26 protein-coding genes are annotated in these 26,668 nt (G+C 74.9%); 11 read left to right on the plus strand and 15 right to left on the minus strand.

Annotated elements, in window-relative coordinates; translation table 11 throughout:
- Nucleotides 1–93 precede the first annotated feature (93 nt).
- From I6A81_RS20055 to I6A81_RS20075, 5 genes are all read right to left on the minus strand, one after another.
- Nucleotides 94–354 carry an HGxxPAAW family protein gene (locus I6A81_RS20055; protein WP_307874777.1) on the minus strand — a complete coding sequence of 87 codons (261 nt, stop codon included), beginning with the start codon at nt 352–354 and terminating at the stop codon, nt 94–96.
- Nucleotides 355–510: 156 nt separating this feature from the next.
- Nucleotides 511–966 carry a DUF1772 domain-containing protein gene (locus I6A81_RS20060; RefSeq protein WP_238428446.1) on the minus strand — a complete coding sequence of 152 codons (456 nt, stop codon included), beginning with the start codon at nt 964–966 and terminating at the stop codon, nt 511–513.
- A 213-nt stretch (nt 967–1,179) separates the two neighbouring features.
- Nucleotides 1,180–2,349: a serine hydrolase domain-containing protein gene (locus I6A81_RS20065; RefSeq protein ID WP_203000772.1), complete on the minus strand. Its 1,170-nt coding sequence runs from the start codon at nt 2,347–2,349 to the stop codon at nt 1,180–1,182.
- Between the two features lie 196 nt (nt 2,350–2,545).
- A complete protein-coding gene (gene def, locus I6A81_RS20070; protein WP_203000770.1) occupies nt 2,546–3,148 on the minus strand; it encodes a peptide deformylase in 603 nt (200 codons plus the stop codon).
- Nucleotides 3,149–3,235: 87 nt separating this feature from the next.
- Entirely contained in the window at nt 3,236–5,050 is a 1,815-nt protein-coding gene (locus tag I6A81_RS20075; RefSeq protein ID WP_307874778.1) for a RyR domain-containing protein, read from the minus strand.
- Between the two features lie 219 nt (nt 5,051–5,269).
- On the opposite strand from I6A81_RS20075, the gene mce reads away from it, so the two are divergent.
- Complete coding sequence (mce, locus tag I6A81_RS20080; protein WP_203000766.1) at nt 5,270–5,695, plus strand: methylmalonyl-CoA epimerase; 426 nt, start codon at nt 5,270–5,272, stop codon at nt 5,693–5,695.
- Between the two features lie 176 nt (nt 5,696–5,871).
- Here the strand turns inward: mce and metK are convergent, their stop codons facing one another.
- Nucleotides 5,872–7,161, minus strand: coding sequence for a methionine adenosyltransferase (metK, locus tag I6A81_RS20085; protein ID WP_203000764.1), 1,290 nt, complete (start codon nt 7,159–7,161; stop codon nt 5,872–5,874).
- A gap of 313 nt (nt 7,162–7,474) precedes the next feature.
- Nucleotides 7,475–8,497, minus strand: a complete 1,023-nt coding sequence (locus I6A81_RS20090) for an alpha/beta fold hydrolase (RefSeq protein ID WP_307874779.1) — start codon at nt 8,495–8,497, stop codon at nt 7,475–7,477.
- A 214-nt stretch (nt 8,498–8,711) separates the two neighbouring features.
- Between I6A81_RS20090 and I6A81_RS20095 the strand changes: the two genes are divergently transcribed.
- Nucleotides 8,712–9,572, plus strand: coding sequence for an LLM class F420-dependent oxidoreductase (locus tag I6A81_RS20095; RefSeq protein ID WP_203000850.1), 861 nt, complete (start codon nt 8,712–8,714; stop codon nt 9,570–9,572).
- A 152-nt stretch (nt 9,573–9,724) separates the two neighbouring features.
- Here the strand turns inward: I6A81_RS20095 and I6A81_RS20100 are convergent, their stop codons facing one another.
- Entirely contained in the window at nt 9,725–10,081 is a 357-nt protein-coding gene (locus tag I6A81_RS20100) for a hypothetical protein (protein WP_203000762.1), read from the minus strand.
- A gap of 300 nt (nt 10,082–10,381) precedes the next feature.
- Here I6A81_RS20100 and I6A81_RS20105 point away from each other — a divergent pair, with 300 nt between their 5' ends.
- The 4 genes from I6A81_RS20105 to I6A81_RS45675 all read left to right on the plus strand — a co-directional run bounded on the left by I6A81_RS20105 (nt 10,382) and on the right by I6A81_RS45675 (nt 13,703).
- On the plus strand, nt 10,382–12,127 hold the full coding sequence (locus I6A81_RS20105) for a deaminase (RefSeq protein WP_203000760.1): 1,746 nt from the start codon (nt 10,382–10,384) through the stop codon (nt 12,125–12,127).
- A 115-nt stretch (nt 12,128–12,242) separates the two neighbouring features.
- Entirely contained in the window at nt 12,243–12,596 is a 354-nt protein-coding gene (locus I6A81_RS45665) for a hypothetical protein (RefSeq protein WP_203000758.1), read from the plus strand.
- Nucleotides 12,597–12,641: 45 nt separating this feature from the next.
- Entirely contained in the window at nt 12,642–13,100 is a 459-nt protein-coding gene (locus tag I6A81_RS45670; RefSeq protein WP_203000756.1) for a hypothetical protein, read from the plus strand.
- 435 nt (nt 13,101–13,535) lie between these two features.
- Complete coding sequence (locus tag I6A81_RS45675; protein WP_203000752.1) at nt 13,536–13,703, plus strand: hypothetical protein; 168 nt, start codon at nt 13,536–13,538, stop codon at nt 13,701–13,703.
- A gap of 812 nt (nt 13,704–14,515) precedes the next feature.
- Here the strand turns inward: I6A81_RS45675 and I6A81_RS20130 are convergent.
- The gene (locus tag I6A81_RS20130) at nt 14,516–14,758 is read right to left on the minus strand and encodes a hypothetical protein (protein ID WP_203010265.1); all 243 of its coding nucleotides are present in this window, start codon (nt 14,756–14,758) and stop codon (nt 14,516–14,518) included.
- 179 nt (nt 14,759–14,937) lie between these two features.
- Between I6A81_RS20130 and I6A81_RS20135 the strand changes: the two genes are divergently transcribed.
- The 3 genes from I6A81_RS20135 to I6A81_RS20145 are packed head-to-tail and all read left to right on the plus strand — an operon-like array spanning nt 14,938 to nt 17,970.
- Entirely contained in the window at nt 14,938–15,822 is an 885-nt protein-coding gene (locus I6A81_RS20135) for a Nif3-like dinuclear metal center hexameric protein (RefSeq protein WP_203006287.1), read from the plus strand.
- A gap of 51 nt (nt 15,823–15,873) precedes the next feature.
- Complete coding sequence (locus I6A81_RS20140) at nt 15,874–16,617, plus strand: zinc ribbon domain-containing protein (protein ID WP_203006288.1); 744 nt, start codon at nt 15,874–15,876, stop codon at nt 16,615–16,617.
- Nucleotides 16,618–17,970 (plus strand): bifunctional RNase H/acid phosphatase, encoded by a 1,353-nt coding sequence (locus I6A81_RS20145; RefSeq protein WP_203010266.1) that lies wholly within the window; start codon nt 16,618–16,620, stop codon nt 17,968–17,970.
- An 80-nt stretch (nt 17,971–18,050) separates the two neighbouring features.
- Here the strand turns inward: I6A81_RS20145 and I6A81_RS20150 are convergent, their stop codons facing one another.
- On the minus strand, nt 18,051–18,521 hold the full coding sequence (locus tag I6A81_RS20150) for a hypothetical protein (RefSeq protein ID WP_203006290.1): 471 nt from the start codon (nt 18,519–18,521) through the stop codon (nt 18,051–18,053).
- A 235-nt stretch (nt 18,522–18,756) separates the two neighbouring features.
- On the opposite strand from I6A81_RS20150, the gene I6A81_RS20155 reads away from it, so the two are divergent.
- Entirely contained in the window at nt 18,757–19,482 is a 726-nt protein-coding gene (locus I6A81_RS20155; RefSeq protein ID WP_203006291.1) for an LON peptidase substrate-binding domain-containing protein, read from the plus strand.
- Nucleotides 19,483–20,276: 794 nt separating this feature from the next.
- On the opposite strand, the gene I6A81_RS20160 is transcribed toward I6A81_RS20155, so the two are convergent.
- From I6A81_RS20160 to I6A81_RS20180, 5 genes are all read right to left on the minus strand, one after another.
- Nucleotides 20,277–21,734: a class I adenylate-forming enzyme family protein gene (locus I6A81_RS20160; protein ID WP_203006292.1), complete on the minus strand. Its 1,458-nt coding sequence runs from the start codon at nt 21,732–21,734 to the stop codon at nt 20,277–20,279.
- Nucleotides 21,735–21,920: 186 nt separating this feature from the next.
- A complete protein-coding gene (locus tag I6A81_RS20165) occupies nt 21,921–22,610 on the minus strand; it encodes a response regulator (RefSeq protein ID WP_203006293.1) in 690 nt (229 codons plus the stop codon).
- Complete coding sequence (locus I6A81_RS20170) at nt 22,603–24,210, minus strand: sensor histidine kinase (RefSeq protein WP_307874780.1); 1,608 nt, start codon at nt 24,208–24,210, stop codon at nt 22,603–22,605. Before I6A81_RS20170 ends, I6A81_RS20165 begins: the two co-directional genes overlap by 8 nt.
- 49 nt (nt 24,211–24,259) lie before the next feature.
- Nucleotides 24,260–25,069, minus strand: a complete 810-nt coding sequence (locus I6A81_RS20175; RefSeq protein WP_203006294.1) for an ABC transporter permease — start codon at nt 25,067–25,069, stop codon at nt 24,260–24,262.
- The gene (locus I6A81_RS20180) at nt 25,069–26,064 is read right to left on the minus strand and encodes an ABC transporter ATP-binding protein (protein WP_203006295.1); all 996 of its coding nucleotides are present in this window, start codon (nt 26,062–26,064) and stop codon (nt 25,069–25,071) included. Before I6A81_RS20180 ends, I6A81_RS20175 begins: the two co-directional genes overlap by 1 nt.
- A gap of 296 nt (nt 26,065–26,360) precedes the next feature.
- Here I6A81_RS20180 and I6A81_RS20185 point away from each other — a divergent pair, with 296 nt between their 5' ends.
- A complete protein-coding gene (locus I6A81_RS20185) occupies nt 26,361–26,549 on the plus strand; it encodes a ferredoxin (protein ID WP_203006298.1) in 189 nt (62 codons plus the stop codon).
- Nucleotides 26,550–26,668: the final 119 nt, after the last annotated feature.

Consider the following 26,668-nt stretch of genomic DNA (forward strand, 5'->3'; position numbering starts at 1 on the left):
TTTTTTTTTTTCATTCTTTAGAGGGATTCCGAGATTTCTGCGTGTCTCGTGGGCTGGGTTATGTGTATAAGAGACAGCCGGCGGCGCGGGCTCCTAGGCCGACAGCTCGCGGCGGGGGGAGGCGTCGCGCGGGCCGATCGGCCACAGGTCGCGGCTGGTGTTCTCGTCCACGTCATCCATGATCCCCGTGGCGAGGGCGGCGATGCCGCCGACGACCACGACCGCGGCCCCGATGATCGAGATCGGCCAGGAGGCGATGCAGACGCCGACCGTCCCGACGACGGTGCCAATGGTGATGATCAGCACCATCACCCAGGACATGGGCTTGGAGTGGTGTTGCTCGGAAGCGCTCACCGAGGACCCTTCGTACATGCGTGCGTGCGCGGCAAGTGGGACGAGCCCGCCCCGCGGCGATGCTATCGGGGACGCTCCGCGCACCGACGAGCCGAGTGACGCGCATCCCGCGCCGGGTCACCTCGGGGTCGCCGTCCGAGGTCTCGTGACGAGGTCTCAGACCGCGACGGCGGCGGCAAGCAGGATGAGGCCCACGACGGCGGCGGCGGTACGGATCGCGTTGAACCGGTCCCAGCGCGACCGCTGGAGCTCCCAGTCCGCCGGCGGCTGCTCCGGGCGCCACGACGCCATCGCGATGTTGATCGGCAGGTCGCCGCGGACAGTGACGATCACGTTGACGAGCAGCGAGAGGAAGGCGAGCCCGGCGAGCGTCGCGGCGGGAGGGTCGCCCATCAGGCCGGACGTGACCGTCAGCGCCAGCGACGCGACCAGCGCGGCGATCTGCAACGGCTTCATGAACTTCGGGTAGCTGATGTCGAAGGCCTGCTTGACCGTGATGTACGACGCCACCGGCAGCGAGTGCATCGCGGGCCGGATCGCCACGAGCCCGACCGTCATCGTGCCGGCGACCAGGCCCGCCAGCACCAGGGCCACCACCGCGAGCACGGCCATCACCGGCGTACCTCCCTGCGTTCGTCGGCCCGGCGAAGCCCCGGCCGGAACCCGTCAGGGCGGACGTTATCGGCGTCCCAGGCGGCGGGGACCCGCGGGTGGCCAGCGCGCCCCGGCAGCTTCCTGCCGGGGCAGGAAGCTGCCGCGAGGCGCGCGGCCGTCGGCTGGACAGCGCGGCCCTGCCCGGTCCCACGAGGCGGGAAGCGGCGCCGGTCAGGAGGCCAGCGGCGGCAGCCCGAGGCAGTCGCGCAGCGCGTTCTCGACCGCGTCCGCGCGCGAGTGGTCCCCCATCGATCCGGTCACGAAAGCGTAGGCGTAATGCCCGGCCTGGCTCGCCCAGCCGATGCTGCCGCCGAGCCCGCCCATCCCGAAGCCGTCCTCGTCGACGCCGAAGCCGAGCCCCCACGCGTTCGGCCCGCCCATCACCCGGTCAGGGCCCGAGCACTGCGCCGTGCTGGCCTCGGCCAGCAGGTCCTGGCGCAGCAGCCGGCCCGACAGCAGCGCCGCGTACAGGCCGGCGACGGCGCGGGCCGTTCCGTGCCCGTTCACCGCCGGGATCTCGGCCGCGCGCAGCGCCGCGCTGTTGACCACCGCGCCGTCCTGGATGCCGGGCGGGTTGCCGATCGCCCGCGGGTAGAGATCCGGGCGGCCGGCGAGCAGGCCCTCGCGGAACGCGGCGTCCAGCCCGGTGATCTCGACGGCGCGGGCCTGCTCCGCCGGGCCGAGACCGATGGTGAAGTCGAGCCCGAGCGGCCCGCTGACCTCCTCGCGCAGGAACTGGCCGAGCGTGCGCCCGTCGACCCGGCGGACCAGCTCGCCGACGAGGTGGCCGTAGAACAGCGCCGACTCGCCGTGCGCCGTGCCCGGCGTCCACAGCGGCTGCTGGGCGGCGAGCGTCGCGCAGATCAGCTCCCAGTCGAACAGCGCCTCCGTCGGCAGCGCCCGGTCCAGCGCGACCAGGCCGGCCTGGTGGGCGAGCACGTGCCGCACCGTGGCGGGGGCGGCGAAGCCGGGCCAGTACCGGCGCACCTGGGCATCGAGATCGAGCTGGCCGCCGTCGACGAGCAGCAGCGCGCAGACCGCCGCGAACGGCTTGGTCACCGAGTAGGGCATCACGATGCTGTCCCGGCCCCAGGCGGTGGTGCCGGCCGCGTCCGCGGCGCCGCCCCACAGGTCCACGATCCAGGAACCGTCGTGCCAGGCGGCGACGGCGGCGCCGGTGCCGGCCGCGGTGGCTATCACCCGCTCGAACGCGTCCCGGACCGGCTCGAAGCCGGCCGCCACCGTGCCGCCGACGGCGTGGGCGGGGGCGGCGAGCGCCGGGGGCCTGGCCGGGGCGGGGGTGGGTACGCCCTCCGCGGCGGTGGACGCGGGAGTGGTCATGGCGCCAATTCTCCGTCCGAATCCGCGCGCCGGTGTCGTTTCACCCCGCCGGGCGCGCCCGCCGAAGCGCCCCGACCGACCTGGTACCACCTAGGGACCAGCCGATCGGGGCCAGTCCGGCCCTGGGCCGGGATCCTGACGGGCCTCCCCACGCGACGACGCCTCCGACGGCCGCGTGGCACCTACGGGCGCTGGGTCAGCGGCGGCGCAGGGCGGACAGGAAGCCGCCCGGGCCGTCGTCGGCCCGGCCGCGCGCCGCGTCCTGGGGCGAGAGGACCGCGTCGCGCAGCGCCCGCTGGGCGGCGCGGCGGTTCAGGCCGGTGAGCCGGTCGAGGTAGAGGGTGCCGTCCAGGTGGTCGGACTCGTGCTGCAGGCAGCGGGCCAGGAAACCCGTGCCGGAGTACTCGACGGGCTCGCCGGCCGTGTCGACGCCGCGCACGGTCGCGGTCGCGGCCCTAGGGGTGGAGTACTGGTACCCGGGCACCGACAGGCAGCCCTCGTAGTCGGACTGATCGCCGGGCTCCCGTTCGAGGACCGGGTTCACGACGACCCGCGGCGAGCGCCGCCCTCGGCGCGCCGCGGGGGTCTCGCGCCCACCCGGCAGCCAGTCGGTGTCGAAGACGAACAGCCGCAGCCCGACGCCGACCTGCGGCGCCGCCAGCCCCACCCCGGGCGCGGCGTACATCGTCTCGATCATGTCGTCGACGAGCCGGCGCAGCGCCGCGTCGAAGTCCGTCACCGGTCGCGCCGGGGTGCGCAGCACGGGGTCGCCGAGGAGGCGGATCGGCAGGACGGTCATGGCACCGGAATCTTAGGGCGCTTCCCACGGGAAGCGCCCCAGGCCGCCCGCACCGCGGGAAGGGCCGCGTTCGGTTGAGCCGCCCGGTCACCCGGCCGTGGGCGGGTTGGGCGACCGGACGATGCGGTAGCCGGAGCTGGCGAGCAGCTCCGGGATGAGCAGCACCATGTCCGCGTCCTTGGCCTTGGTCTGCGCCGACAGCTCGTCGTACGGCCGGATGTCGGGATGGATCAGCCGGTCGTTGTCGCGCACCTCACCGCCTCGCCAGCCGTTCGCCAGCCGGTTGCCCATCCAGCGCTCGTGCTCCCAGCGGGCCAGCAGATCGACCTCGGCGGGCGTGAACGCGAACGGCTCGGCGTCCGAGGTCATCCGGGCGCTCGCGCAGCCGATCAGGTTCAGCTTGGTCTCGATGTCGCGGGCCTGGTCGTAGTTGTTGGAACGGTACTTCTCCGGCAGGTTCTCCCAGGCCACCAGCGCCTCGTTGCCGCCGTCCGCCTCGCCGGACTCCAGGCGCCTACGGCAGTAGTCAGCATGGATCGCCGCCGCCCATGCCTCCAGCCGGTCGTCCGACACGTCCTCAGGATCGCAGGCCCGGTCAAGATGAGGGAAGATCACCAGTCCGTCGTAGATCGCGTCCATCGCGCCCTGTCCCTCCTGTCGGCCGGGACGCAGCGCGTCCCCCAGCGGGCTCGTCCGGCCGGTCCGGACCACGACCGACCGGTGGGCCGGCGGCCGGGCGGTCGCCAGCGCCGTGCGCAGCGCCAGTTCCTCGTCGTCGTAGCAGACGAAGATCTGCTCGATGAGGCCCTGGGCCGGGGCGCGGGCGTGTGCCCGCCGGTCGAGGTCGACCTCGCCCGTCGGCTCGTCGTGGCAGTCGATGTCGAGCATCGCCTCGACGACCCCGTAGCGGGCCCGCAACCGGGCGACGACGTGGCTCGCCTCCTCGTCGACGACGACCACCGGCAGCCGCGGCGCGCCCGGCCCGAGGTCGTGGCGGCGCCGCCGGGCGATCTCGACGAGCAGCTCGCGGCCGAACGGGGGGACGCCGGCGACGACGATCGCGCCGGCGCTCGCGGGCGTCCACGTGGGCGCCACGTCGTCGAGCAGCAGCCGGGCGCCCAGCCGGGCGGTGTTGAAGAACGTGACGGTGACCGCGTCGCTCGCCGGCCGGCGCAACAGCAGGATCCACAGGGCGTCGAGCACGTCCGGGTCGGACTCCTCGGCGTAGCAGCGCAGCGGCCCGGACCGCCCGCGCCCGGCCGCGGCGGCGACGGCCGCGGCGGCGACGAGGACGGCCGCGTTGCGCCCGGTCGCCGGCCCGGTGACGTAGAGCTTCTCGGCCCGGCCGGCTCCGGCGGCGCGCAGCACCGCGGGGCGGGCCGGGTCGCCGACGAGGACCGGCACCTCAGGATCGTCGACCCTGTCGGGAGGTCCGCCATGGCCGGCGTCTGACACGACCACCACCCGGGTGCCCTGGGCGCGCAGTTTCGCGACCAGCGCGACCGCGCCCGGCCCGACGCCGCAGACCACCGCGTGGCCGCGGGCGAGCCGGGCCCGCAGCCGGGCGACCGGCAGCACGAGCGCGTCCGCGAGCGCGTAGAACGTGGCGGCCGGGGCGAGGAAGCGCGCCACCTGCAGCGGCGCGGACAGGGCGGTGTCCGGCAGCTGCGGCGGCTGGAAGACGAAAAGGCCGAGCGCCCCGTACAGCAGGTCGAGGAAGCGCGCGGCGAAGGAGCCGTCCAGGCCCGCGGCCTGGTACATCCGCCACTGGCCGACGATACCCAGGCAGAGCGCGGCGGCGGCGGCCACTGCGCACAGCAGGCGCCATCCGCGCGGATCGGCCAGCAGTCCCCATAACAGCGCCCGGCTGCGTCTCCCCCGCCGGTTTCCGGTGTTACTCACGGCACTCCCAGTCCCCCCACGGCCAGCATCGCGCAGACTATGCGGTCGGGCGCGCCTTCGGGGGCATTCCGTCCGCGTGCGGGTTATCGGTGACCCGACAGCGCGGAAACTCCCACGTTGCCGATGGCTGGCCGGGATTTTCCGCATACCGTTCGGTAGTCGCGCGCGTCACGTCCCAATCAGTGGACTGTGCAGAGCGCGCCGGGAGAGGCTGGCGGCGTGCTGACGAGGATCGATCACGTCGGGATCGCGGTGGCATCGCTGACCGAGACCATCCCGATCTACGAGCAGGCGTTCAACCTGAAGTGCGTACATCAGGAGACCAACGAACGCCAGGGCGTGCGCGAGGCGATGCTGCTGGTGCACGCCGGGGACACCGGCGGCTCCTACGTCCAGCTGCTCGAGCCGCTGCGGGACGACACCCCGGTCGGCAAGTTCCTGACCAAGCGCGGGCCGGGCATCCACCACATCGCGTACGGCGTCGACGACATCGACGCGGCGCTGGCGTCGCTCACCGTCTCCGGCTTCGACCTGGTGAACAAGACACCGGTACACGGCACGTCGAACAGCCGAATCGCCTTCATCCACCCGAAGGGGCTTGGCGGGGTGCTGACCGAACTCGTCGAGGCGGCCGGCGGCCACTGAGCCACGGGCCCGCACCTGGCCAACAGCGACACGGCCCGCACCTGGCCAGCAGCGACACGGCCGCGTTCGGCCACCAGCGACACGGCCCAACCGCCGCGGCCGTCGGCGACAGGTCGGCCGCCGGCCCGGGTTGACCTCCGTATCCCCGGGCCGGCGGCGCTCTGCGCCGTGGTTCGTCAGCGGGCGGCGACCGCGGCGCGCAGCGCGGCCGCGCGGTCGGTGCGCTCCCAGGTGAAGTCGGGCAGCGGCCGGCCGAAGTGCCCGTACGCGGCGGTCTGCCGGTAGACGGGGCGCAGCAGGGTGAGGTCGCGGATGATCGCCGCCGGGCGCAGGTCGAACACCGTGGTGACCGCGCGTTCGATCGCCTCGGTGGCGACCTGCTCGGTACCGAACGTCTCGACGAACAGACCGACCGGCTCGGCCTTGCCGATCGCGTAGGCGACCTGCAGCTCCACCCTGCGGGCCAGGCCCGCGGCCACCACGTTCTTGGCCACCCAGCGCAGCGCGTAGGCGGCCGACCGGTCGACCTTGGACGGGTCCTTGCCGGAGAACGCCCCGCCACCGTGCCGGGCGGCGCCGCCGTAGGTGTCGATAATGATCTTCCGCCCGGTGAGGCCCGCGTCGCCGACCGGCCCGCCGACCTCGAAGCGGCCGGTCGGGTTGACCAGCAGCCGGTAGCCGTCGACCTCGAGCGCGCCGGCCCCCGCCCGCCCCGCGAGCGAGCCCAGTTCCTCGGCGAGCCGCTTGAGCTCCGGCTCGACGACCTGGGCGCGGATGTCCGGGGCGAGCCGGCCGTCGATGTCCACACCGGGCTCGTGGTGCGCGGACACGACGACCGTGTCCAGCCGGACCGGCCGGTCGCCGTCGTACTCGATCGTGACCTGCGTCTTGCCGTCGGGCCGCAGGTAGGGAACCCCCCGGTCGTGCCGGACCGCGGCGAGCCGCGCGGCCAGCCGGTGCGCCAGGCTGATCGGCAGTGGCATCAGCTCGGGGGTCTCGTCGGTGGCGTAGCCGAACATGATCCCCTGGTCGCCGGCTCCCTGCCGCGACAGGTCGTCGTGCCGGCGCGGCCCGGTCGGCACGTCGCCGGCCAGGCCACCGCTCCCGCCGCCGAGGCCGATCCCGGTGCGCACCTCGTAGGCGTTGTCGACGCCCTGGGCGATGTCGGGCGACTGCGCGCCGAGGGACACCAGCACGTCCACCGTCGCGGCGTCGAAGCCGGTGGCCGCGTCGTACCCGATCGCGCCGAGCGCCCGGCGAACCGTGCCGACCACGTCGATCGTCGCGGTGCTGGTCACCTCCCCGGCGACGTGGACCTGGCCGGCGGCGATCAGCGTCTCCACCGCGACCCGCGAGCGCGGGTCGCGGGCGAGGTAGGCATCGAGCAGCGCGTCGCTGACCTGGTCGGCGGCCTTGTCAGGATGGCCTTCGGTGACGGACTCCGAGGTAAACAGACGCCGGGACATGACAAACCTCGATTCACGCGGGACCTGGAAAGGTCAGGTAGGCGCCCATCCTCACCCGCGCGGCCCGCGATCCCCGGTATTCCGCCGCCTTCCATACACCCTGCGTCGCGTCCGCGCCGGCCAGGTCGACCAATTGCGCCGGCCCGCGAAAAGAACGCCGAATACCGCCGCCTGCAATGGCTATAAGCCCACGTGGGGCCGCATCCCGCGAGGACCGGCCGAACAGGTGACGAGCCCGGCACAACCCCGGGGCCACGCGTCCAGAAACCCCGCGAACGGGGCCGGCCCGGCCAACTCGACCGGCCCCGCCAGATCAGTGGGAAAGCGGCGGGAGACGGTCCAGGAAATCACCGAGCCGGCCGGCGAAGACGTCGTTGTCGTCGCCCGCGACCATGTGGCCGGCGTCGGTGACGTCCACGTACTCGGCATGCGGGATGAGGGCCAGCAGCTCGGCCACGCCCTCCTCGCTGACGATGTCGGACTGCTTGCCGCGCACCAGCAGGGTCGGCACCCGGATCGACCGGGCCGCGTCCCGCAGCTGGTCGCTCTGGATGACCTTCTCCGCCTCGACGAGGAACTCGTCGGCGCTCAGGCTGGCACCGGGCGCGATCCGCTCACCCACCGCCAGCTCCCGGCGGGGCTCGTCGCGCATCTTCATGAAGGCCGGGTCCCAGTGCCAGTACCAGCGGCCGTTCCGTTCCCGCAGGTTCTTCTTCAGGCCGGACAGGCTCGCCGGCTTCTTGCGGCGCGGGTTGTAGGCGGCGATCGCCGCCGCGGCGTCCTCCAGGCTCGCGAACCCGTCGGGGGCCGACGTCATGAAGTCGAAGATGTGCCGGATTCCGCTCGGCTCGATCCTCGGCGTGATGTCCACGAGCACGAGGGCTCGGCCGAGGCTGGGGTCGCGGGCCTGCGCGAGCAGCGCGGTGATCCCACCCATCGACGCCCCGACCAGCACCGGCGGCTCGCCGATCGCCGCGGCGATCGCGTCCAGGTCGTCCGCCATCGCGTGGTGGCTGTAGTCCTCGCCCGGATCCCAGTCGCTGTCGCCGTGGCCGCGGGCATCCATCGCGAGGGCGCTCCAGCCGTGCTCGGCCATCCGCTCGCCGGTGCGCCGCCAGGAGTGCCGGGTCTGCCCGCCGCCGTGCAGCAGCAGCACGGTGCCGCGGCGCTCCCCGGTCCCGTCGGTGGCCAGCGGGCCGGTGCCACCGGCGGCCAGGAGCGGGCCGGTGCCACCCGCGGCCAGGAACGGGCCGGTGCCGGGCGACGGGTCGAAGCGCTCACCGACGAGCCGCAGCCCCGCCACGTCGAAGGACACCTGTTCCTGGACCGCGCTCACCGGCCACCCCTTCCCCGCGATCTTCCACCCGGGTGGCCGCGCGCCGCGCGGCCCCACCGGCCGGCGAGACGCCGACAATCCCACAGCAAACCACGCCTTTGTCATCCGGCGTTGACCTGTGGCGACGTTCACGGCCCGGTCGATACGGTCTGCGTGGCCGCTTCGCCGGCCAGGAACGGTCCGTGAACCCCCCGAGGGAAGGGACGTGGCCTCGATGGATCTCGACGGTGTCGGCATCTGGAGCTCGCACCTGCGGTTCGGCGACGCGGCCGAGGCCGCCCAGGCCGCGGCCGAGCTCGACGAGCTCGGCTACCGGGCGCTCTGGGTGCCGGACGTCGGCGGGCCGGTGTTCGAGGCGCTGGAGAACCTGCTGGGGGCCACGCGGCGCGCCGTCGTCGCCACCGGCATCCTCAACCTCTGGATGCACGAGCCCGCCGAGGTCGCGGCCTCCCGGGCGGCGCTCGCCGAGAAGTTCGGCGAGCGGCTGCTGCTCGGCATCGGAGTGAGCCACGCGCCGCTCGTCGACCAGAACGAACCGGGCCGCTACCGCGCGCCGCTGCGCGCCATGTCGGGCTTCCTGGACGCGCTCGACACCGCCGACCCGCCGGTTCCGGTGGCCAGCCGGGTGCTCGCCGCGCTCGGCCCGAAGATGCTGGAGCTCGCGCGCGAGCGCGCCCGCGGCGCCCACCCGTACCTGGTCACGCCGGAGCACACGGCCACGGCCCGCGCGGCGCTCGGCGCCGGTCCGCTCCTGCTTCCCGAGCAGACGGTCGTCCTCACCGGGGACCGCGCGGCCGGCCTCGAGGCCGCCCGGACGTTCGTGGCCGGCTACCTGCAGCTGCCGAACTACGCGAACAGCCTGCGCCGCCTCGGCTTCACCGAGGACGACGTCACCGGCGTCAGCGACCGGCTGGTCGACGCGGTGGTCGCCATCGGCGACGAGGCGGCGATCGCGCGCCGAGTCGCCGACCACCGGGCCGCCGGCGCCGACCACGTCTGCGTGCAGGTCCTCACCGCGGGCAACGCCTGGCCCCGCGCCGAATGGCGCCGCCTGGCGCCAGCGCTGCTCGGGTAACGAGCGCGCGAGGCGCGCCGCGGCCGCGGTCACGGCCTCCGGGCGCGGCCCGGCCCCGGCGCGGCCCGGTTTCGGGAGCGGCCCGGATTCGGAGCATCCGGGTCTCATGAGCGGTCGCCGGCTCGGGAGCGGTCGCCGCCTCGGAGGACGCCTCAGGGGAAGCGCCGGGTCCTTGGCTCGTGCTGGTGGGCCGCGCGGGTGAAGAACCCGCGCCGGTACATCGCCGGCTCCGGAGTGGTCCAGCGCGAGTTGACCAGCGGCGCCGCCGGCTTGTCGGCGCCGCCGCGCGGCAGGTAGGTCGCGTCCGTCCAGTCGACGGCGAGGCTGCCGCACCGCGGACAGCGGCGGCCCAGCGCGGGCGGGGGCACCGGCACCCCGCCGCGGGAGTAGGTCTCGAGGACGTCCCCGTCGTAGTCGGTCAGGCGAACCAGGTCGAAGTTCTCGCCCCATGCCAGCTGGCAGCGTCGGCAGCTGAACCTGACCTCGACGGGCCTGCGCTCGACGTCCATCGCGACCTCCCGACCTCCCAGACCGTGCGAGCCTTCCGGGTACCGGTCCGGCGCCACCGGGCGCCGTTCCACCCCACGGGAGGGATGCCCGGGGATGTCCGCCCCAACCGATCCCTGGCCGCGTCCGGGCCGGCGGCGGGACCCGGACGCGCACGGCCCGACGCCGGCGGCGACGCTGGCAGGGTGGAGGGCGGACAGAAACGCGGCGGCCAGCGGGCCCGGGCCCAGCAGAGCCGGGCCGAGCCCAGGCCAGGCGGTGGGAAGAGCGGCGGCGGGGCCGGCTCAGGCGACAGGAGGACCATGGCCGACGAACAGGCGGCACCGGAAGCGCCGGTCCGGCCAGCCGCCGTGGGCGCCGGCTGCCGGCTGGGGCTGGCGGAGCACCTGCGCACCCCGGAGCTGGTGTTCGGGATCGTGCGGACCGTCGGCACCGAGATCGCGCCGGTGCTGCAGGAGCTGCATGCCGCGCTCGCCGCCGCGAACTACCTCGTGTTCCGGGTCGACCTGGACGCCCTGCTGACGCCGCTGGCGTTCGGCCCCGAGGGCGCCGCGGCCACGCCGCCCTCGGACGAGCCGACCCGGCGCGAGCTGCTGATGGACGCCGGCGACCGGCTACGCCACGAGCTTGGCCGCGCCGACGCGGTCGCGCTGGTGGGGATCCGGGAGATCCACCGGGTCCGCGGCGACGCCGGCGCCGACCACGCCCGCCCGCGCGCGTTCATCCTCGACAACCTGTCGCACCGGGCCGAGGTCGAGACGGTGCGCCAGGTGTATGGCCGGCGCGCCTTCTTCATCGCCTGCGACGCGCCCCGCCCCGAGCGGGCGCTGCTGCTGGCCCAGCTGTTCGAGCGCAGCTCGGGGCTGGACGCCTCAGCCGCCGAGCAGGCGGCCACCCACGCCGTGGACCGCGACTTCGGCCTGGCCACCAGCCGCGCCACGCCGCCGGTGCCGCGCCGGCTGCGGCTGTCGTCGTCGGCGGCGCTGGAGCGCTGCGACCTGTTCGTCCGCTGCGACGACCCGACGCAGACCCGGCGGCACGTGCGCCGCCTGGTCGAGTGCATCCACAGCCACCCCTTCCACACGCTGACCATGGACGAGCTCGGCATGGCCGCGGCCTACCGCGGGTCGCTCACCACCGCGGTGCTGGCCCGCCGGGTCGGCACCGCGATCATGGTGGACGACCAGATCGTCGCGGTGGGCGCGAACGAGGTGCCGAAGGCCGGCGGTGGCTACTACCACACCGAGAGCCAGCCGGACGGCCGCGAGTTCATGGCCGGTCTCGACGCCAGCGACGGGATCCGGGCGCAGATCCTCGCCGACCTGCTGGCCCGGCTGCGCCCCGGCTGGTTCACCCCCGAGCTGCGCGGGCGCACGATCGCCGAGCTCACCCAGCTGGCGATCAACGACGACGACATCCGCGACGCCGACCTGTTCGACGTCATCGAGTACGGACGCACCACCCACGCCGAGATGGTGGCGATCACGTCGGCGGCGCGCCGCGGCATCGCCATCCAGGGCGGCACGCTCTACAGCACGACGCTGCCCTGCCACGAGTGCACCCGCAACATCATCGCCTCGGGCCTGGCCCGGGTCGTCTACCTGGAGCCGTACCACAAGTCGAAGGGCGGCGAGCTGCACCGCGACGCCGTGGACCTGTTCCCCGAGCCCGTGTCGCCCCGGGCCGAGTACGGGCCGACCGCCCGTGCCGACCGGGTCTCGTTCGAGCCGTTCTCCGGCTTCTCCCACCACCGGCTGTCGGACCTGTTCTCCTGGGTGCCGCGCAAGGCCGACGACGTCCGCCGCGCGAACGGCGAGCCGATCCGGCTCGACGGCCGCGCCGTCATCTGGCGCGCCCATGAGGCGGCGCTGCGCCCCAGCATCAGCGACCCGGCGTTCGCCGAGACCGACGGCCTGACCCGCCTCGTCACGGAGATGCGTGTGCTGGCCGCCCTCCCCGACCCGCGGCCCCGCGCCGCCTGCGCCCCGCTCGCCGACCTGGAGACCCTCCTCGACAGGATCGAAGCCACCCTGGACGGCGGCACCTAAGGCGGTCCGCGAGGTGGGGCTCCAGGTGCCGTCGGCGGCGCGGAAGAGCTGGTGGAGGCGGTCACCGACGCGGGCGACCACCTCCAGGTGGCCCTGGAAGGTGCTCTGGATCAGGGTGACCGCGTCCACCCGGCCCAGGCCCGTCGCGAACGGGCGAGGACCGCTCCACGGGGTGCCGATGGCGCCGTTGTTCCGCCAGAAGTGGATCAGTCCACGATTCGCCGAGGGGACGACGACCTCGAAGTTGCGGGAGTTCCCGAACTGGCTCTCGATCATCACCGGGTTGCCGGCGACCCCGTCGGCGAACCACACGGTGGTCCGCCAGACGGCGGCCGAGCTCTGGTCACGCCAGATGTGGACGAGGCGCGATCCGACCCGGACCACCGCCTCCAGGCTGCCGACCCCGCCGCCCCGGCTGCCCTGGATGAGGCTGACCGCGTCGACCCGGCCGAGCTCCGGCAGGATCTGACGTGGGCTGCTCCAGGGAAAGCCGAAGGCGTCGTGGTTGCGCCACATGTGCATCAGGCCGGCGCCGGTCGACGGGAACAGCAGCTCGAAGTTGCCGCGAGCGCCGTACCGGCTCTGCACCAGCGAGTGCGTCCCCGCCGCCCCGCCCGCGATCCTGGCCGGCGGCGACCAGGCGAACGCGCCGGTGCTGTCCCGCCACAGGAAGTACAGGTCGGCGCCGACCCGGACGACGTTCTCCAGCGGGCCCGGCGAGGCGAGGCTGCTCTGGACCATCGACACCGCGTCGATCCGGCCGAGCGCCTGCGCGGTCTGGAAGGGCGCCTCCCACGGGAAGCCTGGCTGGTCGAAGTTCTCCCAGCGGTGGGTCAGCCCGGAGAAGGACGACGGCACGACCAGCTCGAAGTTGCCGAGGGAGCCCAGCCCGCGTGCCTGGACCATCACCGGGTTGCCGGCCGCCCCCCGGCCCCAGCCGACGTGCGCCGGGGAGTACCGGCACCACGCGTAGCTGTTGCCGCGCATCAGGCATTCCACCGGCGCGGCGGCGCACCCGTCGCAGTTGCCGTTGGCCACGCCGAACCGGCCCCACGAGCCGCCGCAGTCGCAGCCCGCCGAGCCGTACTCGTCGACGGCGCCGAAGATGTGGCAGGACTCGTGGGCGAACACCCGGTCGATGTTGTCCGGGCCCCAGCCGTCGTTCTCGTAGGTCAGCACGACCCGCGGGCCGCCGATGGACGCGTAGGCGAAGTAGCGGACCGGGTACTTGGTGACGAACGTGACGTAGGCCCAGCGGGTGCGCAGTTCGGCGCGCAGCGCGTCGGCGTAGTCGTAGACGCCGTCGAAGCTCGCCCGGTGCCCGAGCTTGGCCATCGTCGGGTCGCGCCAGTACGCCTCCAGGTCGGACTGGTTAGGGTCCGCGGGCAGGGTCAGCCGCACGATCTGGATGTCCCAGCTGAAGGAGATGTCCGCGGCCGGGTTGCTGGCCGCCAGCCAGGACAGGCCGTTCTGCGTCTCCGCGACGATCTTCGTCCGTTCGGCGGCGGTGAACTGCAGGTCGCTCGTCGGCCCCTCCACGAGGACCAGGCCGACGGCGACGCTGCCCTCCAGATAGGAGCTCAGCGGGGCCGCCCCGACCTCGCCGGCGCCGGCGTCGCCGGCCGGGGCGGTCGCCGCGGCCGCTGACCGGGCCGCCGCCTGGGCGGCGGCCGCCGCGGCGTGCACCGGCCGCGGGGCCACCTGGACCGCCCCGTTGAGCGCGGCCGGCGCCGCCGGGGACTCGGCCGGCGGCGGGAGCGACCGGTCCCGGCGGGCCGACGAGCCGCGCGGCGGCGCGAGGTCGGTGCAGGCGTGTTCCATGTCCCACGGCTCACCGGCCCGCGGGCGCTCCCGCTTCAGGCGCCGGTAGGCGACGCTTGCCCGCTGCCGGAAGGCCTCCAGGCCGAGGGTCTCCGTCCGGTCCAGCCCGGTGGCCAGGCCCGCGGTCGCGACGACCGAGCCGTCCGTCGGGGCGACGAGCGACGGCTGGCCGCCGCCGTTGCCGTCGCTGGTGCCGGGCGTGCCGAGCACCTGGACCCGCCCGTAGCGGTGCAGCGTCCGTTCCCCGGAGGCGAGGTCGGCGGTGGAGCCCGTGCCGGCCGGATCGTCCGCGGCCGCCTGGCCGGCGGCGGCGACCCGGCGCACGCCGGCCCCGGTGGCCCCAGCGGCCCCGGTGGCGATGAACACCCGCTCGTCGGCCGGAACATCCCCCGCCATGATGATCCTTTGTCCTCTCATAGGTGGGCCGTGGGGGCCAGTGGGGAAAGCTGTGGGATTTGTATCGCGGCACCCGGGCCGGATGTCAGGTTTCCAGCGGGTTGGGCACCAAGCTGTCGCGTCCGCTTGTTGCCGCGCCGGGCCCGGGGCCGGACCGGCGGGCGCCAGGGATCAGCCCGGCATGCGGTGCTGCCCGCCGCCGGTGGCCGGCCCCCCGCCCATTTCCGGCCAGGGAGGCATCTGCATGGGCATCGCCGGCGACAGCGCGTTCGCGCTGCCCTGAGGCTGCGCGCTCATCGCCTCCGCGACCTTGCGCATGATCGCCTCAACCAGCCGGACCGCCTGCCCGGTAGCCAGATTGAGCACGATCTCGGAGTCGCCGGCGACCTGGAACCGCACGGACACATCGGCCATGGACGGTCTCCCTTCTCGTGGATCGTCGTGGAAGCCGAACACGTCCCGCCCGATATCGTCCACTTTCTCCGTAGATGAGAACAAAACGATGTTCGCACCATCGGTCGGAACGGTCCGTGCCGCCAGTGACGTTACGGCGCCACGATCTGGCGCCGTCGGGCCCCGGTAGGGTCGCGCTGATGAACAACCACGTGACCACCACGGGTGACGGTGGCGCCGGCACGGCCACGACCGTCGCCGACTGCGTCGCCGCGCTCGAACGTGCCTACCCGCCCGGCTTCGCCGAGCCGTGGGACGCGGTGGGGCTCACGGTCGGCGAGCCGGGCGCCGGGGTCACGCGGGTCCACTTCGCCGTCGACCCGACGCTCGAGGTGGCCGACGAGGCGGCGGCGCTCGGCGCCGACCTGCTCGTCACCCACCACCCGCTCTTCCTGCGCGGCGTCCACGGCGTCGCCGCGACGACCGCCGGCGGGCGGGTCGTCACGACGCTGATCCGCGCGGGGACGGCGCTGTTCACCGCCCACACCAATGCCGATGTGGCCTGCGACGGCGTCAACGACGCGCTGGCCGCCGCGCTCGGCCTGGTCGACGCGCGGCCACTGGCCACGGGCCGGCCGGTCGGCGAGACGGGGAACCCAGGGCTCGGGCGGGTCGGCGAGCTCGCCGAGCCCGAGCCGCTCGCGGCGTTCTGCGCCCGCGTCGCGGCGGCGCTGCCGGCCACCGCCGGCGGGGTGCGGGCCACCGGCGATCCCGACCGGCCGGTGCGCCGGGTCGCGGTCTGCGGCGGTTCCGGCGGCGAGCTGGCGGCGGCCGCGGCGGCCGCCGGCGCGGACGCCTTCCTGACCGCCGACGGGCGCCACCACCATGTCCTGGACGCGGTGGCCGCCCACGACGTCGCGATCGTCGACGTGGCGCACTGGGCGAGTGAGTGGCCCTGGCTCGGCCACGCGGCGACGGCGCTGGCCACCGCGCTCGCCGCCACCGGCCGTACCGTGGTCACGTCGGTGTCGACGCTCGTCACCGACCCCTGGCGGCTGCACGTGCCACGGTCGCGAAACGCCTAGAACACCCAGCCGTCCAGATCCCAGCCATTACGGGAAGGTGCCGAGGAGTCCATGAAGGCCGACCCCGCCACCCAGCTTCGCCTCCTCGACCTGCAGGCCGTCGACTCCAACCTGGACCGGCTGGCGGTCCGGCGCCGTGACCTGCCCGAACTCGCGGTCATCGCCGAGCACACCAAGACCGTCGACTCGCTGAAGGCCGACATCGTCCGGGTCGAGACCGAGATCAGCGACCTGGCCAGGGCACAGCGCAAGCTCGACGACGAGATCGACCTCGTCCGCGCCCGTGCCGACCGCGACCGCCGCCGCGTCGACTCCGGCCAGGTCTCGGGCGTCCGCGAGCTGGAGAACCTGCAGTCGGAACTCGCCTCCCTCGCCCGCCGTCAGGGGGTGCTCGAGGACGAGGCGCTCGAGAAGATGGAGGCCGTCGAGACGCTCGACGGCCGGTTGGCCGCGCTCGCCGCCGAGCGTGACCGGGTCCAGGCCGAGGTCGACGTCGCCGCGGCGCGCCGCGACGAGGCGTTCGCCGAGATCGACGCCCAGGCCGCCGAGCGGCGCCGCGAACGCGAGCGCCTCGCGCCGGGGCTGCCCGCGCCGCTGGTCACGCTCTACGAGAAGATCCGGTCGACGTCGAACGGGGTGGGAGCGGCCAGACTGGTCCGCCGCCGCTGCGAGGGCTGCCACCTGGAGCTGTCCGGCGCCGACCTGCGCGAGGTCGCGGCGGCGGCGGCCGACGAGGTGGTCCGCTGTGAGGAGTGCCGCCGCATCCTGGTACGCACCGCCGAGTCGGGGCTCTAGGTGGGGGCCACTGGGACACCGGCACGGGTCGTCATCGAGGCGGACGGCGGTTCGCGGGGCAACCCGGGGCCGGCCGGCTACGGCGCGGTGGTGCGGGACGCGGACAGCGGAGCCCTGCTCGCCGAGCGGGCCGGCGCGATCGGCGTCGCGACGAACAACGTCGCCGAGTACCAGGGGCTGATCGCCGGCCTGCTGGCCGTAGCCGAGGTCGCCCCCGACGCCGACGTCGAGGTCCGGATGGACTCGAAGCTCGTCGTCGAGCAGATGAGCGGCCGCTGGAAGATCAAGCACCCGGCGATGCGGCCGCTGGCCGCCGAGGCCGCCCGGCTCGCCGCCGAGCGGTCGTCGCCGGTCCGCTACCGCTGGATACCGCGGGAGCGCAACCGGGACGCGGACCGGCTGGCGAACGAGGCGATGGACGCCGCGGCCGCCGGCCGTACCTGGGAGCCGTCGGCCATACCGCCGTTGGGGCCGTCGGCCGGGCCGGACTCCGACGTCGTCGCGCGGCCGCTGACTGACCAGTCCTCGGGTCCGGCCCCCGCCGAGGCCCCGACGACGCGGCGGCTGTCCGGCTGGGTGGCGGGGGGGGGGGGGGCGGCGGGGGGGGGGGGGGGGGGGGGGGGGGGGGCCCCCCCCGGGGGCCGGCCCCCCGCCGCGCCCCGGCCGCGGGGGGGGGTGGCGGGGGGGGGGGCGGCGCCGGCGCCGGCGACGTGGACGGTGCTGCTGCGTCACGGGCAGACCCAGGTCTCGGTCGAGAAGCGCTTCGGTGGAACCGTCGACGCGCCGCTGACCGAGGTGGGGCGCGCGCAGGCCTCGTCCGCGGCGGCCCGGCTGCGCGGCGAGGCGTTCGACGCCGTGGTCAGCTCACCGCTCGCGCGCGCCCGGCAGACCGCCGAGGCGGCGCTGTCCGGCCTGGTTCCGGCGGACGGCCGCGACAAGGTCGACTTCGTCGTCGACGACGAGCTGCGCGAGACCGACTTCGGCGCCTGGGAGGGGCTGACGTTCGCCGAGGCGCGCGAGCGCCACCCCGACGCGCTGTCGGCCTGGCTCGCGGATCCCGCGGTCGGGCCGCCTGGCGGGGAAAGCCTCGCCGCGACGATCGACCGGGTCCGCGCCGCGCTCGACAAGCACCTCGCCGCCTACCCCGGCGGCCGGCTGCTGGTCGTCACCCACATGGGCCCGATCAAGTCGGCGGCGTCGGTGGCGCTGGCCGCGGGGCCGGCGGTGTTCTACCGGCTGCACCTGGACCTGGCGTCACTGACGACCATCGCCTGGTACCCCGACGGCCCGGCCGTCCTGCACGCCTTCAACGACATCAGCCATCTCCCACCCGGCTCGCTGGCCGGCGAGTGAGCCCGGCCCCGGGGGGTGTCCCCCGGGGGCACCCATCCCGGTGCGCCACCGCGCGGGGACTCGCGGCGGCGCGGGCCTGGCTACGAGCCAGGCACGGCCGAGCCCGGGGCGTCGGGGGGTTCGTGGCCCTCGGCGTCCCAGGGAAGGCCCTCGCCGTGCCGCTCGGGCCGCTGGCGCTGGTCGTCGAGGCGCAGCAGCCAGGCGTCGACGAAGAGCTGCTCGTCGGGGCGCAGCCTGGCGGTGACGGCCTCCGGCGGAGCGGCGGCGTAGACGCCGACGACGTAGGGCTGGGCGGCGATCTGCTCGGCGGCGGCCGCGGGCAGCGCGACGAGCGCCAGCCGCGGCGGGCAGTCATGGCTGACGGGGACCAGCTGACGCAGCGCCTCGATGGCGGTCAGCGGCGGCGTCACCGGCGGCGGCCACGACGCGGGGACCTCCCCCAGGACCGGTGGGGTCGGGAGGCCACCGTCCGGCCCGAGGACCACCAGCAGCTCCACGGGAACGTCCCCGCGGGGCGCGCCCTGCGCACCCTCCGTGGTCTGCTCGGTCACCAGCCGCCACCTCCCGCCGCAACGGTAGCGCGCCGGCCGGGCCCCGGATACGGCGGATGCCGGGCAGCTCGGGACGGTTCCGGCGGTCAGGACGTGACATCCTGATCACGATCGGGCGTGGGCCACGCCGCGCCGCTGGCACCGGCCGGGGCCCGGGTCGGCCGCGGCTCCACGCGCGAAGCGCCGAGGTCGCCCGCGGTGCGACGATGGTACGGAACGGACGGAGGCGACGACGGTGACGGACGATCCAGGCGGCGCGCGAGACGGCGGCGCCGCGGACGAGCCCGCGACGCGGCGGCTGCCCTTGTTCCCGCTGGGGACGGTGCTGCTGCCTGGGCTGCTGCTGCCGTTGCAGATCTTCGAGCCCCGCTATCTCGCGCTGGTCGGCGAGCTGCTCGAGCTGCCCGAGGGGACGCCGCGGGAGTTCGGTGTGGTCGCGATCCGCCAGGGCCGCGAGGTCGGCCCGCAGGTCCCCGAGCTCTACGACACCGGCTGCACCGCGGTGGTCCGCCGGGCGCGCCGGCTCCCGGGCGACCGCTACTCGCTGGCGACCGTCGGCGAGACCCGGTTCACGATCCAGTCGGTGGACGCCGAGACCCGCCCGTACCTGGTCGCCGAGGTGACCTTCCTGGCCGACGAGACCGGCGACCTCCAGGCAGCGGCGGCCCTGGTCCCCGCCGTGCAGGGCCTGCTTCGGGAGTACACCGCCAAGCTCGCCGAGCAGCGGGCGCTCGACCTCCAGCTCCCCGACCTGCCCGACGACCCGGTGAACCTGTCCTACCTGGTCGCCGCCGCCGTCGTCCCGGACATCGCGCGCCGCCAGGAGTTGCTGGTGGCGCCGGACGCGGTGAGCCGGCTGCGCGCCGAGCAGGCCCTGCTGCGCCGCGAGCTGGGCCTGCTTCAGTCGATCACCACCGTCAGCACCCCTGGCCTGACCCGGATTCCTCCCAGCCTCAACTAGGCGGGGCCCCGCGCCAGCGCCGCCCCACCGGCCGACGCGGCCCGGCGGGACGCCGTCGTCGGCCCGGCTCCGCCGCGCCCCTGGCCGCCATGGCCTCGGCGCCGGGCTTCGGTGCCCGGCTTTGGGGCCCGGCTTTGGGGCCCGGCGTTGGTGTCGGAGCCTTGGCGGCCCTGGAGTCCTCGGCCGACGCCTGCAGGGTGCTCGCGCCCTGCCCACACGCCGTCCCCGGCGTGGACCGGCCCGGCCGGCCGTTCCGCTGGCGCTCATCCGCCCGATGGCTACCGTGAGTAACCATACTTGCTGGTGAGCGTAGCGGACGGGGGTCGGCCGTGGAAGGAACGCCCACGTGTGGCGCTCCACCTGGGTCCCTTTGCGCGTACCAGCGGCCCTTCGCGGTCCCGGACCGTCTCGACGACCTGCGCGGGCCGACGACCGGCGTGGTCGTCCTGGACCAGGGACTGGGCTGGTCGGACCGGTCCCCCTATGACCTGGACAACCCGCGCCGGCTCGTCAGCCTCTACGAGACCGTCCTGCACGAGGCGACGAGGCCGGCCGACCTGTCCCGTTGGCTGGACGGGCGCACCCTCGTCCGCTTCTGGCGCGACCTGGTTCTGCCCGGCCAGCTCCGCCGGCACTGGGAGTCCCGCTTCCCCGAGCTCGCCGCCCGGCTCCGCGCGGACCGGGCCACGGGCCAGGGCGCGGACGAGCACCCGCGATCCGGACGACGGGCCGCCGTGCCCGCGCCCGGCCGACCCAGCCCGCGCGCGAGCTGTCCGGTGCCCCGGAGCCCGGTTCTAGGGCGAGTCGAGGATCCGGCGGGAGAGGGCGGCGCGGTCGAGCTTGTGGACGGCGGTGAGGGGCAGGTCGGTGACGAGGCGGAGGTCCTCGGGCAGCTTGTGGTGGGCCAGGCGGGACGAGAGATGGTCCCGCAGGTCGGCCAGCGCCGGCGCGGGAGCGCCGTCGCGGACGACGACGACGGCCACGCCGACCTCGCCCATCACGGGGTCCGGACGGGGCACGACGGCGCACTGGGCGACGGCCGGGTGGGTGCCGAGCGCGGCCTCGACCTCGGCGGGGTAGACGTTGTAGCCGCCGCGGATGAACATCTCCTTGCGCCGGCCGGCGAGGCGCACCAGGCCGCGCTCGTCGTGGCGGCCCAGGTCGCCGGTCCGGATCCAGCCGTCGACGAGCGTCGCCGCGGTGGCCGCCGGGTCGCGCCAGTAACCGGCGAAGGCTGACGGGGTGCGCAGCCACAGCTCGCCGACCTCGTCCACCGCGGCCGGCCGGCCCTCTTCGTCCCGGATCTCGCACGCGATGCCGGGCCGCGGGCGGCCGATGGTGAACAACGCCTCGTCGTCGTCCGCGTCCGGGTCCGTGCCCAGCCCGCAGCCGCCGGACTCCGTCGAGGAGTAGCGGACGCTGTAGCGGGCGTCGAGCCGGCGGCGGGCCTCCTCGATCAGCGTCGGCGGGGACGCGGCGGCCCCGGCGACGATCAGCTTGACGGCGCCCAGGTCGAAGTCGTCGAAGTCCGGCACCCGCAGGAGCAGCGCCAGCTGCGGGGCGACCGCGTTGACGGTGCTCATCCGGTGCTCCGCGAGCAGCGCGAGCGTGTCGCGGGCCCGCCAGCGGCCCTGGATGAACATCCGCAGCCCGCGGCGCAGGTACCACGGCAGCTTGGTCATGAAGCCGACGTGCGCGAACTGGGTGGACGCCAGCGTCGGCTCCCCTGGCTGCTCCGCCCAGACACCGCCGGTGTCGATCCGGGTGACGGCTCGTAGCTGCCGCTCGGTGAACACCGCCGCCTTCGGCGCACCGGTCGTCCCGGAGGTGAACACGATCGCGACCGGCCGCCCGTCGTCCGCGGGCAGCGGCCGCGGCGCGCGACCGGGCTCGCGCCGGGCCGCGCCGAAGGCGGCCAGCTCGTCGACCTCGCCCGGCTCGGTGAGCACGAGCCGCGGGTCGGCGAGCTCGGCGAGCCGTACCTGCTCGGGCGGGGCTAGCACCGGATTCACCCCCGCGGTGACGGCGCCGAGCTTGGCCGCGGCGGCGTAGGCGAGCACGTAGCGGCTGGTCGACGCCAGCCGCAGCACCAGCCGGTCCCCCGCCCCGAGGCCGCGCGCCGCGAGCCCGGCGGCCACCGCCTCGGAGCCGGCGTCGAGCGCCGCGAACGACAGCCGCGTCCCGTCCGGGTCGACGAACGCCGCCGCGTCCCCGAACCGCCGTGCGGCCTCCCGCACCGTCTCCGCGAGCATGAACCAAAACGTATCCAATTTGTCCGTGAGACACCCGCGGTCCCGCGGCGCCCGCCGCGGCCAGGGCGTGGCGAGGACCAGCGGCGGGTGATCCCGGCACACCCGGCACCCGGCACCCGGCTTGTGGCGTGGAGTGTCGGGACGGGTGCCGGCCGACTGGCGGCCGTCAGGGACGGCGGGCGGCCGTCAGGGACGGCGGGTGGGCAGCAGACCCCGGCCGAAGGCCTCGGCGACGGCGGACGCCCGGTCGTTGACCTCCAGCTTGGCGTAGATGTGCAGCAGGTGGGTCTTCACCGTCGCCTCGCTGATGAACAGCTGGCGGGCGATCTCACGGTTCGTCGCGCCGCGGGCGACGATCCGCAGGATCTCCAGCTCCCGGGCGCTCAGCGGATCCATGGCCGGCGCCGGTCCCGCCCGCAGCTGGCCGAGCAGCCGCGTCGCCACCGACGGCGAGAGCACCGCCTCGCCGCGGGCGGCCGCGCGCACCGCGCGGATCAGGTCGTCCCGGGGCGCGTCCTTGAGCAGGTAGCCGGTGGCGCCCGCCTCGATCGCCCGGACGACGTCGTTGTCGGTGTCATAGGTCGTCAGCACCAGCACCCTGGCCTGGCTGCCGGCGTCCCGCAACGCGGTGATCGCGCCCACCCCGTCTAGCCGGGGCATCCGCAGGTCCATCAGCACCACATCCGGCCGCAGCGCGCCGGCGAGCCGCACGGCGGCGTCCCCGTCGCCGGCCTCGCCCACCACCTCGATCGACGGCGTGCCGGCGAACATGCCGCGCAGCCCGTCCCGGACCACCGGATGGTCGTCGACGAGCAGCACTCGCACCGGTCGGCCCGCTTCCTCCCGCGGGCCGGAGGCCGGCTCCCGGTCAGGCATGGGTATCCATCCTCGCCACGTCCGCCACGTCCGCCACGTCCGCCGCGACCGCCGCGACCGCCACGACGACGGGGCCGGCTTCGACGTCGCGCGCGCCGACCATGTCCGCCGCGTTCGGCATGCCCGTGGCGGCCCGCCAGGGCGGGGCGGTCCGGCGAGGAGCCGTCTCGACGCGGGGCGCCGGGATCGCCGGGATCGCCGCCGAGATCGCGGTGCCCGCGCCCGGCTCCGACTCGACGGCGAGCGTCCCGGCGAGGCGGGCGACCCGCTGGCGCATCCCGGGCAGCCCGAAGCCGCCGCGGCCACCCGGCCCGGCCGCGCCGGCGGCGGCGGTGTCGGCCGTGTCGGCGGCGGCCGTGTCGGCGCGCGCGACGTCGAAGCCGACTCCGTCGTCGCGGATGTCCACGGTCACCAGGTCGGACATGTACGACAGCGTCAGCCCGACCCGGCTGGCGCGGCCGTGCTTGGCCACGTTCGCCAGCGACTCCTGCGCGACCCGCAGCACCGTCGCCTCCACCTCGGGGTGCAGCGCGACGACCGAACCGGTCGTCGACACCTCGGTCGGCACGCCGCTCGCCTGCGTCCACCGGGCCGCGACGTCGGCGAGCGCGTCGGGCAGCGTCGCCTCGGCCAGCTCGACGGGGCTCAGGGCCCGCACCGAGCGGCGTGCCTCGGTGAGGCTCTCGCTGGCGAGCCGCAGTGCCGTGTCGAGGTGACGCCCGCGCGCTCCGGCCCGTTCGGCGGCCCGCAGCTGGGTGATGATCCCGGTGAGACCCTGGGCCAGGGTGTCATGGATCTCGCGGGCGAGCCGGGCCCGCTCGTCGAGCACCCCGGCCTCCCTGGCCTGGACGACCAGCTGCGCGTGCAGGCCGGCGTTCTCGGTGAGCGCGGCCTGCAGCCGCCGGTTGGCGTCCGCCAGCTCGCCGATCGCCCGGCGCCGGGCGGCCCGCTGCCGGTCGGCCACGACGGCGAACCACGTCATCGTGCTGGCGACGGCGACGTTGAAGCCGGCGACCACCAGGTAGAGCGAGAAGTAGCCCCAGCTGGTCGGCACCCCGCCGACCTGCGAGAGCGTCGTCAGCAGGCCGGTGACCGCGGTGCCGACCAGCCGCCAGCGGCCGGGCAGCACCGAGGTCGACTCCAGGTAGCCGGCGAACGCGAAGAAGCCGAACCAGGGAGCCCCGGCCACCAGGAGCGCGACCAGCGCCGTCAGCCCGACGAAGTACCCGGCCATCAGCCGCCGGCGGTGGACCCAGGCCGGGTGCAGGACCCGGAACCACAGCATCCAGGCCGCGGCGACCCCGGCGAGGCCGAGGGTCGCGGGCCGGTCGGGCCAGGCCGGCCAGCCCGGCTGCTCCACCGGCACCACGGCGGTCAGCAGGACCGAGACGGCCAGCCCCAGGAAGGGGATGAGCCCGTGGGCGAACGCCTCGCCCACGATCCGGTCCTCGGCTATCCGGTCCTCGGCTCCCGCCGGCCCGCCGAGGGCTACGGGGGCGGCGAGGGCGGCGGTCCGGCTGGCGGACCCGGGGGGCGCCGCCGGCCCGGCCAGCCTGTCCGGCGGACCGGGCTGCCTGAGCGGACCCGTCAGGCCAGCCACGGAGCACCTCCGTCCAGGACTTGTCGGGCCAACATCCAGAAACAGGCTCTCATGTCCAGCGGAACCAGCGAGCCGCTCCGGCGCCGCACAGGACGATGTAGGCGGCCATCACGCCGACATGGACCGCGCCGGGCCAGGACCCCGCCATGGAGTCCTGCAGCGCGCCGACCGCGGCACCCAGCGGCGTCGCGTCACTGATCCGGACAAGCACGTCCGGCATCGCCTCCCGAGGCGCCCACAGCCCGGCGAAGAACATCAGCGGGAAGAACAGGCCGGTGCCGATGCCGTTCGCGGCGCCCGCGCTCGGCGCCACCGCCGCGATCAGCAGACCGAGCGCGACCAGGGTCGCGATGGTCAGCGAGAAGGCCAGCGCGTAGCCGACGGGCTGCTCCGGCACCGGCACGTCGAACGCGACGGCGCCGACCAGGTGCGCGAGAACCGCGACGAGCACCGCCGTGCCGGCGACGACGAGGCCGTGCGCGGCCAGCAGCAGGAGTGGGCTCACCGGCGTCGTCGCGAGCCGCTTGAGGATCCCCTTCTCCCGGTACCCGCCGAGCGTCACCGTTGTCAGGTTGAGCCCCAGCATCGCCACGGCCATGACCGACGTGATCGGCAGGTACAGGTCGATGACGCGCACGCCGCCGAGCTCGGGGTCCACATCCCGGAAGGCGGGGACGCTGCCCAGGATCGCCACCAGCACGACGGGCAGCCCGACGGCGAACATCACGATGACGGGCTCACGCCACAGCAGCCGCGCCTCGCTGCGCGTCATCGCCCCGAGCACCCGTGCCGTCCTCGTCCGCCGGGCCGCCAGCGCGTCGCCGCGCGGGAGCGCCTCGGGGGCGGCCTGCGTGGTCATCAGGACCTCCTCGTCGTGGCCGGGGCCTGCCCGGTGGCCGGTTGGTCGGTAACGGGTTGGTCGGTGGCCGCCGGGCCGTCGCCCCGCGGGCCGGTCAGGGACAGGTAGGCGTCGTCGAGGGTGGCCTGCTCGACGCGCAGGTCGGCGGCGACGATCTGGTGACGAGCGAGGACGGCGATCACCTCGTGCGCCAGCTCTCCGGTACCGCTGACGGTGACGGTCGACCCGGTCTGGGTCACCGAGCCGACTCCGGGCAGGCCGGCGAGCAGCCCCGCCGGCAGCGGCGCGGACGGCCGGAAGCGGATCGTGGTCCCGGAGCCGGCGGCGCGGGCCAGGGCGGTCGGGGTGTCGAGCGCGACGATCCGGCCGCCGTCGAGCACCGCGACCCGGTCGCAGAGCCGCTCGGCCTCCTCCATCAGGTGGGTGACGAGCAGGATCGTCACGCCGCGCTCGCGGACCCGCTCGACGAGGTCCCACACGTCGCGCCGGCCGGCCGGGTCGATGCCGGTGGTCAGCTCGTCGAGCACGGCGACCCTCGGGTCGCCGACCAGCGCGAGCGCGAGCGACAGCCGCTGGCGCTGCCCGCCGGACAGCTTGCCGAATCTGGTCCGGCGTGCCTCGGCCAGGCCCAGCTCGTCGAGCAGCGTCGCCGGGTCGACCGGGGCCTCGTAGAAGGCGGCCTGCAGCGCGAGCGCCTCCCCCACGGTCATCCGCGCGGGCAGCTCGCTCGCCTGCAGTTGGACGCCGAGGAGCGGCAGCAGGTCGCCGCGCCGCGCCCTGGGGTCGAGGCCGAGCACGCGCGCCGTGCCGGCGTCCTGGCGGCGCAGCCCCTCGAGGATCTCCACGGTGGTCGTCTTGCCGGCGCCGTTGGGGCCGAGCAGGCCGAAGATCTCGCCCTGCTCGACGGCGAAGGACACTCCGCGCAGCACCAATCGGTCGCCATAGCGTTTCTCGAGATCGTTCACCTCGATGACGGTTGTTCCTGAACCAGCCATGGCTCCACCCTGGCGGCCAAGAGCCGCGCTGTGGATCAACCAGCCGGCCATCTGGGCCGCCCGCCCGGCTGATCCCCATCAGCCATCCGGTGGATGGCGCGCGCGGAGCGGGCCCGTGGGCTGGCCCGGCCGGTCGGCCGAGGCACCCTGTCCGTACGCGGACGGCTTACCCGCGGCGGGAGCCATGCGGTTGTATGGAGTGGTCGGGTGGAACAGGCAATTCAGGCCGAGCATCGAAACCGCCGGGTATGGGACGGTGTACGGTGCCGCCAGTCCTGAAGGAGGTCCTCATCATGGTGCGGGTCGTCGTCGACTTCGACGTCTGTGAGAGCAACGCGATCTGTGTCGGGCTGGTCCCGTCGGTCTTCGAGCTGGACGACAACGAGTACCTCTCGGTGGTCGAGGAGCCCGACGAGTCTCTGCTGCCCGATCTGGAGAAGGCAGTACGCGCCTGCCCCAAGCAGGCGATCAAGCTGGTGCAGTAGGGCGAAGCGCCGAGAAGGGCGCTGGCGCGCCCGCTCGGCGCTTCGCCGTCGGGCGCTGGGCGCCCGACAGGACCGGTACCGGGGTAGCCCTGAACGTCCGTGGCCGCTCCCGGTCCCCG

It is taken from the genome of Frankia nepalensis (assembly GCF_016786325.1).
GTDB lineage: Bacteria > Actinomycetota > Actinomycetes > Frankiales > Frankiaceae > Pseudofrankia > Pseudofrankia nepalensis.